Origin of the sequence: Cellulosimicrobium sp. CpK407 (assembly GCF_051844275.1) — a bacterium.
Classification (GTDB): domain Bacteria; phylum Actinomycetota; class Actinomycetes; order Actinomycetales; family Cellulomonadaceae; genus Cellulosimicrobium; species Cellulosimicrobium cellulans_G.
Genome location: NZ_JBGNYC010000006.1, coordinates 121823 through 133456, shown reverse-complemented (window position 1 = coordinate 133456; position 11634 = coordinate 121823). Strand labels below are relative to the sequence as shown.

Annotated in this window: 16 protein-coding genes; 4 read left to right on the top strand and 12 right to left on the bottom strand. The window is 76.0% G+C overall.

Annotated features, from left to right (window positions below):
- Positions 1-24 precede the first annotated feature (24 nt).
- The 8 genes from dtd to ABWU78_RS04915 all read right to left on the bottom strand — a co-directional run bounded on the left by dtd (position 25) and on the right by ABWU78_RS04915 (position 5669).
- Positions 25-468, bottom strand: coding sequence for a D-aminoacyl-tRNA deacylase (dtd, locus tag ABWU78_RS04950; protein WP_439157721.1), 444 nt, complete (start codon positions 466-468; stop codon positions 25-27).
- Entirely contained in the window at positions 465-1508 is a 1044-nt protein-coding gene (locus ABWU78_RS04945; RefSeq protein WP_439157720.1) for an asparaginase, read from the bottom strand. Before ABWU78_RS04945 ends, dtd begins: the two co-directional genes overlap by 4 nt.
- A 7-nt stretch (positions 1509-1515) precedes the next feature.
- Complete coding sequence (locus ABWU78_RS04940) at positions 1516-1854, bottom strand: DUF2516 family protein (RefSeq protein ID WP_308202327.1); 339 nt, start codon at positions 1852-1854, stop codon at positions 1516-1518.
- Positions 1855-1864: 10 nt separating this feature from the next.
- The gene (locus tag ABWU78_RS04935) at positions 1865-2302 is read right to left on the bottom strand and encodes a type II toxin-antitoxin system VapC family toxin (protein ID WP_253053870.1); all 438 of its coding nucleotides are present in this window, start codon (positions 2300-2302) and stop codon (positions 1865-1867) included.
- Positions 2303-2309: 7 nt separating this feature from the next.
- The gene (locus ABWU78_RS04930; RefSeq protein WP_253053872.1) at positions 2310-2630 is read right to left on the bottom strand and encodes a type II toxin-antitoxin system Phd/YefM family antitoxin; all 321 of its coding nucleotides are present in this window, start codon (positions 2628-2630) and stop codon (positions 2310-2312) included.
- An 80-nt stretch (positions 2631-2710) separates the two neighbouring features.
- Positions 2711-3871: an FUSC family protein gene (locus tag ABWU78_RS04925; RefSeq protein ID WP_439157719.1), complete on the bottom strand. Its 1161-nt coding sequence runs from the start codon at positions 3869-3871 to the stop codon at positions 2711-2713.
- Entirely contained in the window at positions 3868-5010 is a 1143-nt protein-coding gene (ygfZ, locus tag ABWU78_RS04920) for a CAF17-like 4Fe-4S cluster assembly/insertion protein YgfZ (RefSeq protein WP_439157718.1), read from the bottom strand. Before ygfZ ends, ABWU78_RS04925 begins: the two co-directional genes overlap by 4 nt.
- A 62-nt stretch (positions 5011-5072) precedes the next feature.
- Entirely contained in the window at positions 5073-5669 is a 597-nt protein-coding gene (locus ABWU78_RS04915) for an FABP family protein (RefSeq protein WP_353708388.1), read from the bottom strand.
- A 261-nt stretch (positions 5670-5930) separates the two neighbouring features.
- Here ABWU78_RS04915 and ABWU78_RS04910 point away from each other — a divergent pair, with 261 nt between their 5' ends.
- Complete coding sequence (locus ABWU78_RS04910; protein ID WP_353708387.1) at positions 5931-6326, top strand: DsrE family protein; 396 nt, start codon at positions 5931-5933, stop codon at positions 6324-6326.
- A gap of 62 nt (positions 6327-6388) precedes the next feature.
- Here ABWU78_RS04910 and ABWU78_RS04905 read toward each other — a convergent pair whose 3' ends face one another.
- Genes ABWU78_RS04905 through ABWU78_RS04895 form a run of 3 tightly spaced genes read right to left on the bottom strand, consistent with a single transcriptional unit; the run spans position 6389 to position 8120 of the window.
- Positions 6389-6868: a DUF4395 domain-containing protein gene (locus ABWU78_RS04905; protein ID WP_253053882.1), complete on the bottom strand. Its 480-nt coding sequence runs from the start codon at positions 6866-6868 to the stop codon at positions 6389-6391.
- A gap of 38 nt (positions 6869-6906) precedes the next feature.
- Positions 6907-7389 (bottom strand): thioredoxin family protein, encoded by a 483-nt coding sequence (locus ABWU78_RS04900; protein ID WP_353708386.1) that lies wholly within the window; start codon positions 7387-7389, stop codon positions 6907-6909.
- Positions 7386-8120, bottom strand: coding sequence for a hypothetical protein (locus ABWU78_RS04895; protein ID WP_353708385.1), 735 nt, complete (start codon positions 8118-8120; stop codon positions 7386-7388). The genes ABWU78_RS04900 and ABWU78_RS04895 overlap by 4 nt, the downstream gene beginning before the upstream one ends.
- Positions 8121-8401: 281 nt before the next feature.
- On the opposite strand from ABWU78_RS04895, the gene ABWU78_RS04890 reads away from it, so the two are divergent.
- Positions 8402-9172, top strand: a complete 771-nt coding sequence (locus tag ABWU78_RS04890) for a winged helix-turn-helix transcriptional regulator (RefSeq protein WP_253053888.1) — start codon at positions 8402-8404, stop codon at positions 9170-9172.
- Positions 9169-10101: an alpha/beta fold hydrolase gene (locus ABWU78_RS04885; RefSeq protein WP_439157717.1), complete on the top strand. Its 933-nt coding sequence runs from the start codon at positions 9169-9171 to the stop codon at positions 10099-10101. Before ABWU78_RS04890 ends, ABWU78_RS04885 begins: the two co-directional genes overlap by 4 nt.
- A gap of 9 nt (positions 10102-10110) precedes the next feature.
- Here ABWU78_RS04885 and nth read toward each other — a convergent pair whose 3' ends face one another.
- A complete protein-coding gene (gene nth / locus ABWU78_RS04880; protein WP_439157716.1) occupies positions 10111-10836 on the bottom strand; it encodes an endonuclease III in 726 nt (241 codons plus the stop codon).
- 97 nt (positions 10837-10933) lie between these two features.
- Between nth and ABWU78_RS04875 the strand changes: the two genes are divergently transcribed.
- Positions 10934-11611, top strand: coding sequence for a Crp/Fnr family transcriptional regulator (locus tag ABWU78_RS04875; RefSeq protein WP_021481784.1), 678 nt, complete (start codon positions 10934-10936; stop codon positions 11609-11611).
- The last annotated feature ends 23 nt before the right edge of the window (positions 11612-11634 follow it).

Sequence of the window (11634 nt, the reverse complement as noted above, 5' to 3'; positions counted from 1 at the left end):
GCGCGATGCGCTCCGGGAGGTGCGTCAGGCCTCGAGGATCAGGGTGACCGGGCCGTCGTTGACGAGCTCGACGGCCATGTGCGCGCCGAACCGTCCGGTCGCGACCTCGATCCCGCGCTCGCGCAGCCGTGCCACGACCGCCTCGACCAGGGGCTCGGCGACGGGCCCGGGGGCTGCTCCGTTCCACGACGGCCGGCGGCCCTTCTTCGTGTCGGCGTAGAGCGTGAACTGGCTGACGACCAGCACGGGTGCGCCCTCGTCCTGCACCGACCGCTCCCCCGCGAGAATCCGGAGCTCCGCGATCTTGCGCGCGATCGTCTCGACCTGCGCGTCGCCGTCGTCGTGCGTCACGCCGACGAGCGCGAGCAGCCCGGGACGGTCGATCGCCCCGACGACGACCTCCGTCGTGCCGTCGTCGGCCACGACGCTCACGCTCGCGCGCGAGACGCGCTGCACGACGGCCCTCACGAGCGACGCTCCGCGTCATCCGTCGGCGCGGCGGACGCGCCGTCGAGGACCGGCCGCACGACGCCCACGGGCCGGCCCGCGCCGAGCACGGGCACGTCGCCGAGCGCGGTCAGCGCCGCGTCGTCGACCCCCGCCACGCCGAGCGCGCCGAGGCGTCGGAGCGCGGCGGCGAGCACCGCGGGCCGCGGGCGGGAGCCGCCGTCGAGCACCTTGAAGGCGAGGGCGCTGCCGTCGGGCAGGCCGGCGCCGTAGACGCCGTCCGCACCGTCCTTGGCGACCAGGCCGGGTACCGCGCGCATCGCGAGCGTCGCGTCCCGGCCCGTCCCGCCGACCATCTCCGGGAACGCCGCCATCGCGCGCGCGACGTGCGCCTCCGGCGAGCGCGGGTCGCGCTCCGGGGCTGCCGCAAGCCGCCCGAACGCCCGCGCCAGACCGCGCACGGTCGTCGAGAAGAGTGGCGCGCCGCAGCCGTCGACGGTCACGTGCGCGACCGGCACGCCGGTCGCCTCGGCGACGGTCTCGCGGACCGCGACCTGCAGCGGGTGGTCGACGTCCAGGTAGGTGGCGGTGTCCCAGCCGGCGGCGACGCATGTCGCGAGCATCGCCGCGTGCTTGCCGGAGCAGTTCTGCGTGATCGACGACGGCCCGTGGCCCTCGAGCTGCCACGTGAACGCGGCGGGCGGGTGGAGCGGCATGTCGGGCGTGTTCCGCAGCGCCGACTCGTCGAGCCCGGCGCCGTCGAGGATCTCCCGGACGCCGGCGAGGTGCTCCGGCTCCCCGTTGTGGCTCGCCGCGGCGAGCGCCAGGAGGCGGGGTGGCAGGACGAGCCCGTGCCGCAGCATCGCGACGGCCTGGAACGGCTTGACGCTCGACCGCGGCCAGATCACGGCGTCGGCGTCGCCACGCTCCAGGACCGGCTCGCCGTCGCCGCTCAGCAGGACGAGGTGCCCGGCGTGGACCGACTCGACGAGGTCGCCCCGGACGACCTCCGCGAGCGGGACGGCGGCGCGCTCGACCCCGCCGTGGACGTGCGCGGTCACCGGCGCGTCACCAGCCGCCCGGGCGGCCGGACGACCCGTTGCCGCGGCCGTTGCCGTACGGCTGGAGCCGCGGGCGCACGTCGACGAGGTAGACGATCGCCGCGACGACCGCGATGAGCCCGATGAAGCCGAGGTTCACACCGCCGCCGAGGGGCAGCGAGAGGAACCCGAGGGCCGCGGCGACCGCGAGGATCGCGAGCCAGATCGGCTTGGTCAGCTTCCCCTCGGCCGTGAACGCTCCGGCCGGACGCCGGATCGCGTCGACGAGCGCGAAGAGCTGCGTCCCGAACACGACGAGCGAGAGCGCGAGGTAGACGATCCACTGCAGCGACCCGATGATTCCCACGGGCACGAGCCTACGGTCTGGCGAGGGGCCACGGCACCACCCGCAGCCCGACCGACCGCGCGGCGGTCACCACGTGCGGGTCCCAGGCCGCGACGATCGTGTCGTCGTGCGCGACGGCGAGGGCGCTCGCCACGTGCACCGCGTCGTTGCTGCGCAGCGCACCGGCCGCGACGAGCGCCGACGCGCGGTCGGCGACCTCGCCCGAGACCTCGACGACGTGGAGCGCGGGGTACAGCTCGTCCCACGCGCCGAGGGCGCTCGCGTGGCCCGGGCCGTCGAGCACGCCGGCGCGGGCGCCGGCGGCGAGCGCCGCCCGCACCTCGACGTCGGCGAGGCGGCTCGTCACGACGACGTCCGCCCGGTTCCACAGGCGGCTGGCCAGCGCGGAGCCGACCTCGGGGACGCAGAGCTTCACGAGGGCGCTCGCGTCGAAGTAGACCAGGGCCATCGGGGCCTCAGCGCCGGATCCGACGGACGAGCGCGGCGACGCCGCCGCCACGACCCCCACGGACGCCGTCGGACGACCGCGCCCCGTCCGTCGTCGCGGGTCGCGCGCCGGCGTCGCGGCCCGCGGGGACCACGTGGACCGGGCGCTCGCCCGCCGGCGGGACCAGCACGCCGTCGCGCACGAGCTCGGTGACCAGGTCTGCCGTCGCGACGCCCGTCAGCCGGGCGACGGGGACGCCGCGCTCGGTGATGACGACCTCCTCGCCCTCCCTGGCCCGCTCGATCCACGACTTGAGCTCGGCGCGCAGGGCGCTGACGGGGACCTCCATGCCCCGACGGTACCGGCCCGGGGCTCCGCTGTGCAGGGTGAAGAACGTCCGGTTCGCCCCGACGGGCCGGGATGGTCCGCTCAGAGCTCGGGAAGGGCGTCGCGCGCCTGCTGCGGCGACGCCCCGGCCGCCTCCAGGAGGTCGACGATGGGCGACCGCACGAGCATGACGAGCGACTGCACCTGCCAGTCGCCGTCGCCGAGCGCGTGCGGGTCCGCGCTGTGCGCGACCTCGAGGAGGACCTCGCGCGCGACGGCCGGGTCGCGGCCGGCGCCGACCGCTTCCGCGAGCACGTGCACCCCGGCGCCGAACCGGGCGACGAGGTCCGCGACCGCGTCGAGCTCCCGCTCGTCCGGCCCGCCCGCGACCGGCATCGCACGCCGCGCCAGGACGCGCACGCTGTGCATGGCGCGGTCCACGAGGACGGCCTGTCGCTCGAGCCCGCCGAGCTCGTCGCGGTGCCGCAGCCCGGCCGCGGTGACGCGTGCGAGCTCCCGCGCCGACGACGCCGCCGACTGCCAGTCCTCGAGCGCTCCCTCGGAGGCGCGGCCCTTGACGAGCGCCGCCTCGAGGTCGGCGCGGTCGCGTCTGCGCAGCCCTCGCGCGAGGACGTCGAGGACGGCGGCGAGCTCCGTCGTCGCCTCGGCACCCAGCAGCCGGGGACGACGGCGGGGGTCGCCGGGCGTGAGCGCCGCGACCGCGAGCGCGACGGCCCCGCCCACCAGCGCGTCCGTCCACCGCCCGAGCGGGCCGCCGGCCTGCGCCGCCGGGAGCCCGACGATAACGATCGCCTGCACGCCGGCCTGCGTCGTGAGCATCGCGCCGCGGTCGATGAAGCGGGCCGCGAGCGCGGAGACGGCGAGCACGACGGCGACCTGCCACCACCCGGAGCCGATCGCGTGGACGACGAGGTCCCCGAGCCCGACGCCGATCGCGACCCCGACCGCGAGCTCGAGGACGCGGCGGAGCTGCCGGTCCTGGCTGAACCCGAGGCACACCCACGCGGAGACGGGGGCGAAGAAGGGAGCGGTGTGGCCGAGACCGTACCGGGCGATGCCGAACGCGAGGCCCGCGGCGGCCGACGCCTGGAGGATGGGCCACAGCGCCACGCGGACGCGTGAGACGCCCTGCCGGATCCGGGCGCGCAGGAGGAGCCGGCGCCACGCGGTGCGGGCGACGTCGACCGCGCCGGGTCCGGAGTCCGGGCCCGGCGGGCGCCCGGACGCCGGCCCCGCGGTCACAGCATGCTCGTCGGCGCGCCCTCGCCGCGGGGCGTGATCCCCCGGCCGACGGGGCCGCGCGGGGCGGGACGGTCGACCGAGACGCCCTCGCCGGGCACCACGACCTCCTGCGCCGCGGAGATCGCGCCACCGTCGCAGTCGACCAGGAGCTCGGCGTCCTCGGGGACGCTGCGCTTGAGGACGGCGAGCGCGATCGGGCCGAGCTCGTGGTGGCGCGCGACCGACGTCACGGCGCCGACGGGCCGCCCGTCGAGCGTGACCTCGGCGCCGGGCGCGGGCAGCAGGTGCCCCGAGCCGTCGAGGTGCAGCATCACGACCCGGCGCGGCGGGCGCCCGAGGTTGTGCACGCGCGCGATCGTCTCCTGGCCTCGGTAGCAGCCCTTGTGGAGGTGGACGGAGGTGCGCAGCCAGTCGGTCTCGTGCGGGATCGACCGGTGGTCGATCTCGGTCGCGAGCCGCGGCCGCCACGCCTCGACGCGGGCGGCCTCGCTCGCCCACGTGCCGACGAGCCGCCACCCGGCCGCCTCGCGCGCGGCGACGGCGTCGGCCAGCTCGGCCCGCGGCACCAGCACGAGCCGCCACGGCCGCTCCCGGCCCGGGTGCTCGTCCTCGGGCGGGCCGTACCGCGTGCCGCCGCCGATGACGCGCGGCCACGGGTCGCGCCACGTGACCGGCTCGCCCTCCGCGCCCTCGGCGTCGACGGGCTCGCCGAGCGCCGCCCACGCGTCGGTGGCGTCGGAGATCTCGACCCGGAGCATGAACTTCATCCGGTCGAGCCAGGCGGCGAGGTCGGCGGCGTGCGAGCGCTCGGTGACGAGCCAGGTCGTCTCGCCGTCGTCGACGACGGACGCCGCGTGCTCGACGTGCCCCTGCGGGGAGAGGACGAGCAGCTCCGTCGACGTGCGCGGGGAGAGGTTCGTCAGGTCCTGCGACGTGATGGAGTGCAGCCAGCTCAGCCGGTCGGGACCCGTGACCGTGACGACGCCGAGGTGCGACTGGTCGACGACGGCACCGCCCGTGCGCAGCGCGCGCTGCTCCCCCGTCGGGTCGCCGTAGTGCCAGGCGACGCCCTCGTCGGGGCCGGTCGCGGGCACCGCGCCGTGGCGGGACAGGAGCGGGCTGGTGTAGCCGGTGGTCACGGGTGGTCCTCCTTCGTCGACGCGTCCGGGCGTGCGGGCGCGCTCGTCCGTCGGCCCGCGGGTCAGGTCGTCGGGCGCCGGGTCAGCTTCGCGGACGCGTACGACTGCAACGGCTCACCGAAGGCCGCCAATTCCCACACCCACAGGAGCTGGCCCTCGACGAACCCGTACAGCCGCTTCGAGGCCGTGACCTCCGACGCGGTGGACGTGCGGGCGATCAGGTCGCTCGCCAGGTCCACGCGGCCGTTGCCGACCGCTCCGAGGTACACGGACACGCGGCCCGCGGGGTCGGCGATCAGCACCTCGAGCGGGTGCCGGTCGTCCTCGAGCCCGTCGGGCCGGTCGGTGGACACGCGCCAGTAGCCCGTCTCGGTGGACCACACGGGGGCGTCCGACGCCGCGGCGTCCAGCGTCGCGGCGTCGCGCTCGGGCCACGCGCCCTCGTCGGGGACGGTCTCCGGCACCTCGGTCTCGAGGAGTCGCAGGGTCGACTCGTAGCGTAGGTACGGGCCGCCGTCGTGGTCGAACACGACGTCGTGGACGAACGGCGTCTCCTCGATGCCCGGGTACTTGACGACCCCCTCGCCGCGCCAGCTCCCGACGAGCCAGGCGAGCGGGTAGACCTCGGGCGCGAGCCCCTCGGGGAACTCGAACGGCATCAGCGACCACCTCTCGGAGTCGGGCGGGGCGACGTGCGGGGGGCGGGGCTCGCCCCGCGCGGCAGCGTCAGCGCTGGCCCTTGTAGAGCTTGTAGACGACGTACCCCGCGAACCACGTGATGGTGACCGTCGCCGCGAGGAGCAGGCCGAGGAAGATCAGCTCGAGAGTGTGCGGACTCATGCGCCCGATCCTACCGGCCGGGCGGGACGACCACGCCGCGGACGGGGAAGGCGCCGACGGGGAGGGCTACGCTCGGCCGCGTGACCGACATCGTGCCGCCGCCCGCGGCTCCCCGTCAGCGCTCGCTCGTCGTCAAGGCCACCTCGGGGCTCGACCGCCCCGAGGCCGCCAACCAGGCGTTCACCGTCGCCGCCGCGGCGGTCGCGGCAGGCGTCGAGGTGAGCGTGTGGCTCACGGGCGAGGCCGCGTGGTTCGGGCTGCCCGGGCGTGCGGCGGAGCTTGAGCTGGAGCACGCCGCCCCGCTGCCCGACCTGCTCGACGCCGTGCTCGCCGCCGGCACCCTCACCGTGTGCACGCAGTGCGCGGCGCGCCGCGGGATCACGGCCGACGACGTGCTGCCCGGCGTGCGGATCGCCGGCGCGGCGGTGTTCGTCGAGGAGGCGCTGCGCGAGGGCGCACAGGCCCTCGTCTACTGACCCGCGGCCGACCGCACCGGTTCACCGGCGCGTCAGCCCGCGAGCGCGTCAGCCCGGGAGCGTCAGCGCGCGGGAGCGACCCGGCGCAGCAGCAGGTACAGCTCGCACCCCAGGCACAGGCCGAACGCGGCGTTGAGGACGGCGGCCACGAGCGCGAGCGCCGCCGCGGCGGGCACGGCCGCCTCGACGCCGAGCAGCCCCAGCACGACCCCCGCGCCGGTGATGACGAGGCCGACCGCCTGCGCGAACCGCGGCGGCCTCGGGTCCTCGCGCTCCGCCGTCGGGCCGATGCGCGGGAGCACGACCACGCGGTAGACCCACGCCTGCCACGTGCCCTGCGCGCCCCGGATCGCGCCGAGCAGGAAGCTCGCCGCGACGAGCGCGAGCAGCACGAGCGCGGCGGGCGACGTCCACAGGAGGATGACGACCGCGAGCAGCAGCGCCGTGATGCCCGCCCCCGCACGCGGCCCCCGCGGGTCGATGCCGGCGGGCGCAGTCCCGCGCTCCGTCGTGGCGTCGCCTCGCCCAGCCTGGTCGCTCATGCGGTCTCCTCCGGTGCGGCCGTCGGGGACGGCGTGGGTCAGGCGTCGTGCGCGGTCGCGGAGGCCGCTCCCGCGTCCGCGACGGCGAGCGCCGCGAGCGCCTGGGCGCGGTTCATCCCCCCGCTCGCGCGGGCGACCTCCCGACCCTCCGCGTCGAGCACGAGGACGGTCGGCGTGCGCAGTATGCCGAATGCTCGCACCAGGTCGAGGTGGTCGTCGACGTCCATCTCACGATGCGTCACGTCGTCGTGCGCCGCGCTGACCTCGCCGAGGACGCGCGCCGTCGCCCGGCACGGCGCGCACAGCTCGGCCGAGAACTGCACGAACGTGCCGCGCGCACCCAGCACGACGCCGTGGGCGGGCCAGTCGAAGGACGCCGCGCCGTCGTCGGTCGCGGACCCGGACGTCGTCGTGCGCGGCGCGCGCACGACCCCCTGGCGCCGCTGCCACCACACGCCGAGGGCGAGCGTCGCGAGCAGGGTCGCGCCGAGGAGCACGACGGGGAGCACCGACGGCGTCATCCCACGATCACCCGGCCCACCACGAAGATCAGCGTCCCGCCGACCGCGACCGGCAGCGCCGTCGCGGAGAACGCGCCGAGGCGCCCCCGCAGCTCCGGGAGCTGGTCGAAGAGCGCGTGGAGCGACGCGACGAGCAGGCCCGCGACGACGCCGGACCAGACGCCGCTCAGCAGGTCGAGGTCGGGCATGACGTACCCGACGGCACCGCCCGCGGCGACCGCGAGCCCCAGGGTGAGCGCGGCGTTGGTCCAGCCGCCCAGCGGCAGCGCCGAGACCGCGGAGGCGACGGCCAGCGCGACCGCGCACGTCACGACCAGGGACTCGCCCGCGTCGGTGCGTCCCGTCGCGATCCAGCCCGCGCACGACGTCGCGACGACGATCCCGCTCACGGTCCCGACGAGCGACTCGACCAGCCGCGGGCGCCCGTCGCGGCGCAGGAGCTCGGCGACGAACGCGAGCACCACGGCGAGCGCGAGCACCACGGGCAGGTGCCGCAGCGCGGGCTCGCCGTGCGTCGCGGCCGTGGCACCCACGGCGCCGAGCCCGGCGATCGCGATGACGACGCGCGTCCCGCCGTGCACGGGGATGTCGAGCAGGCGCGGCCACCCGATCGCGACGATCAGGGCAAGGGCCCCCGACGCCGCGGCGAGCGGGAGCGGGCCGAAGAACGCGGCGACGGCGATGCCCGCGGCGAGGCACGCCGTGACGACGGCCCGGGTCGAGAGGTCCACGCGGTCAGCGCCCCGTTCGGGGGTCGCGGGAGGGCGTCGGGTCGTGCAGCACGCCTCAGAGTGTCGCAGAGTCTCCCGCCGGACCGCCTACCGGCCCGGCACGCGCACGGCCGTGGAACGTTCGCCGTGTCCGCGCCCGGCACGCGATACGGTAACCATCCACGGACCGAGAACGTGGCCGATGACGTGGCGAGCCCCGCAGAGGTACGTCCCGGCCCGGTCGCCACGCGTCGACGCCCGGGGGCGCCGCCCGCGCCCCGCGACCCGGAAGGAGGTGCCGGATGGCAGACCTGCTCATCCTCACCCCCGCGACAGGCGGTTCTGTCGAGGTCCTGCCTGCCCTCGGCCTGCTCTCGCACCGCATCCGAGTCCTTCCCATGGAGCCGTCGGCGCTCGTCGACGCCCCGGACTCCGACGTCGTGCTGCTCGACGCGCGGCGCGACCTCGTCGCGGCCCGCACCACGTGCCGCCTCCTGCACGCCACCGGGCTCACCGTCCCGCTCGTGCTCGTCCTCACCGAGGGCGGCCTGACCGTCGTCACGGCGGAGTGGGGGGCTGACGACCTCCTCCTGGAGGGCGCCGGCCCGGCGGAGGTCGAGGCCCGGCTGCGCCTCGTCGTCGAGCGGTCCGCGCGCGGCCCGGCCGAGGACGGTCCGCAGGAGATCGCGGCGGGCGAGCTCGCGATCGACGCGAGCGGCTACACCGCACGGCTGCGCGGCCGGCCCATCGACCTCACCTACAAGGAGTTCGAGCTCCTCAAGTACCTCGTGCAGCACCCCGGCCGCGTGTTCACCCGCGCCCAGCTGCTCCAGGAGGTGTGGGGGTACGACTACTACGGCGGCACGCGGACCGTCGACGTCCACGTCCGGCGCCTGCGCGCCAAGCTCGGCCCCGAGCACGAGCAGCTCATCGGGACGGTGCGCAACGTCGGGTACCGGTTCGACCCGCCGAAGGACCGCCGCCCCGCCGAGGGGGCGGAGGACGCCGGGGCGGGCACCGCCGGGTCGTCGGCCGACAGCGGGCCCGGGACCCCGGTAGGTTCGTCCGGGTGACGCCCGACCCCTCCGACTTCACGTCCGCGCTGCCCGACGGCCCCTGGCGCCATGAGCTCGTCCCGGCCAACGGCGCGCGCTTCCACGTCGCGCTCGCCGGTCCCGAGGACCGCGGGGTGCGGGACCCCGGGCCGCCGCTCGTCGTCCTGCTCCACTCCTTCCCGCAGTTCTGGTGGGCGTGGCGCCACCAGATCGAGCCGCTCGCCGCGGCGGGCTACCGCATCGCCGCGATGGACGTCCGGGGCGTCGGCGCCTCCGACAAGCCGCCGATCGGCTACGACGCCCCGACCCGCACGCGCGACATCGCGGGGGTCGTGCGCTCGCTCGGGTCCGGACGCGCCGTCGTCGTGGGCCACGGCACGGGCGGAAGCCTCGCCTGGGCGATGGCTGCGCTCCAGCCCGCCGTCACGGCCGGCGTCGCCGCGTTCTCCGCGCCGCATCCCGCGCGGCTGCACACCTCCGCCCGCCGTCTGCTCACGCCCGCCGCGCTGCGTCAGCTCGCGTTCTACCAGGTGCCCACGCTGCCCGAGCGCGCGCTCGTCCGCGGCGACCTCGTGGCCGAGGTGCTCGCGACCGGGGCGGCCACGCCCTTCGCGCCCGACGTCGTCGACACGTACCGCACGGTCATGCGCATCCCGTTCGCGGCGCACACCGCCATGGAGTCGCTGCGCTGGGCGGTGCGCTCGACCCCTCGCCCGGACGGCCGTCGCTTCCTCGCCGCGCTCCGCCGCCCGATCGACGTCCCCGCGCTGCAGGTCCACGCCGAGGAGGACGGCCTCGTGCGACGCGACCTCGCGGACGCAGACGGCGCCGCGCTCGCCCGCGACTTCCGCTTCGAGGTCGTGGACGGTGCCGGCCACTACCTCCCCGAGGAGGCGCCCGACGCCGTGACGGAGCTGCTGCTCGACTGGCTCCCGCGCGCGGTCTAGCCGGGGACCTCAGCTCGTCTTGACGAGCTTCGCCGCCTTGACCGGGTCGACCTCGCCGACGCCGAAGGACGGGCACCAGCGGGCGATCGTGCACGCGCCGCACGCGGGCTTGCGCGCGAAGCACACCCGCCGGCCGTGGAAGATCAGCCGGTGCGAGAGCATCGTCCACTCCGACTTCTCGATGAGACCGCCGACGACCTGCTCGACCTTGACCGGGTCCTCCTCGGTGGTCCAGCCGAGACGGCGCACGAGCCGGCCGAAGTGGGTGTCGACCGTCAGCCCCGGCACGCCGAACGCGTTGCCCAGCACGACGTTCGCCGTCTTGCGACCCACGCCCGGCAGGGTCACGAGGTCCTCCAGGCGTCCCGGCACCTCGCCGTCGTAGCGCTCGACGAGCGCCTGGCCGATGCCGATGACCGACTGCGCCTTGGCCCGGAAGAACCCGGTGGGGCGCAGCAGCTCCTCGAGCTCCTCCCGGTCCGCGCCCGCGTACGCCGCGGCGTCCGGGTAGCGCGCGAACAGCGCCGGGGTCGTGAGGTTGACGCGCTTGTCCGTGGTTTGCGCGGACAGGACGGTCGCGACGAGCAGCTCGAGCGGCGTCGTGAAGTCCAGCTCGCAGTGCGCGTCCGGATAGGTGACCGCGAGCTCGCGGTTGGTGCGGCGCGCCCGCCGGACGAGGGCGAGGTGCGACTCGGGCTTCGGCGCCCCCGTGCGGGCCGGCTCGGTGGTGGTCACGGACCCACCGTAGCCGCCGCCCCCGACACCCGAGTTGCAGCCGTAGGGCAGACTTGTCCTGGAACATTTCCGAGGACGAGACGATAGGACACCCCGCGTGGACGACGACGTTGTGCTCTCCGCCCCCCTGTTCGCGACGATGGACGCGGACGAGACGCGCACCCTCTTCGAGTCGATGCAGCAGATCGAGCTCTCCCGCGGCGACGTGCTGTTCCGCGAGGGCGAGCCGGGCGACCGCCTCTACGTGATCGCGAGCGGCAAGATCAAGCTGGGGCGCCGCTCCAACGACGGCCGCGAGAACCTCCTGTCGATCCTCGGCCCCGGCGAGATGTTCGGCGAGCTCTCTCTGTTCGACCCGGGCCCCCGCACCGCCACCGCGAGCTCCGTCGCCGACTCCGTCATCTACGAGCTCGGGCACGACCAGCTCGTCGAGTGGATCGAGAAGCACCCGAGCGTCGCCAAGCACCTGCTCAACGCCCTCGCGCGCCGGCTGCGCCGCACGAACGAGACGCTGGCCGACCTCGTGTTCTCCGACGTGCCGGGCCGCGTCGCCAAGGCGCTCCTGGACCTGTCGACGCGCTTCGGCGAGGAGACGGACGAGGGCATCCGCGTCGCGCACGACCTCACGCAGGAGGAGCTCGCGCAGCTCGTCGGCGCGTCGCGCGAGACCGTGAACAAGGCGCTCGCCGACTTCGCGACGCGCGGCTGGGTGCGCCGCGAGGGCCGGGCCGTCGTCCTGCTCGACATGGACCGTCTGGAGCGCCGCGCGCGCTGACCGCCGCACCGACGAGGACGGGG

Bases quoted from the DNA above. Each gene is read 5' to 3' on its own strand.
- ABWU78_RS04930 (WP_253053872.1), bottom strand. From the start codon at position 2,630: ATGGAGGTCCCCGTCAGCGCCCTGCGCGCCGAGCTCAAGTCGTGGATC.
- ABWU78_RS04900 (WP_353708386.1), bottom strand. From the start codon at position 7,389: ATGACGCCGTCGGTGCTCCCCGTCGTGCTCCTCGGCGCGACCCTGCTC.
- ABWU78_RS04915 (WP_353708388.1), bottom strand. From the start codon at position 5,669: ATGCCGTTCGAGTTCCCCGAGGGGCTCGCGCCCGAGGTCTACCCGCTC.
- ABWU78_RS04905 (WP_253053882.1), bottom strand. From the start codon at position 6,868: ATGAGCGACCAGGCTGGGCGAGGCGACGCCACGACGGAGCGCGGGACT.
- ABWU78_RS04935 (WP_253053870.1), bottom strand. From the start codon at position 2,302: ATGGCCCTGGTCTACTTCGACGCGAGCGCCCTCGTGAAGCTCTGCGTC.
- ABWU78_RS04890 (WP_253053888.1), top strand. From the start codon at position 8,402: ATGGCAGACCTGCTCATCCTCACCCCCGCGACAGGCGGTTCTGTCGAG.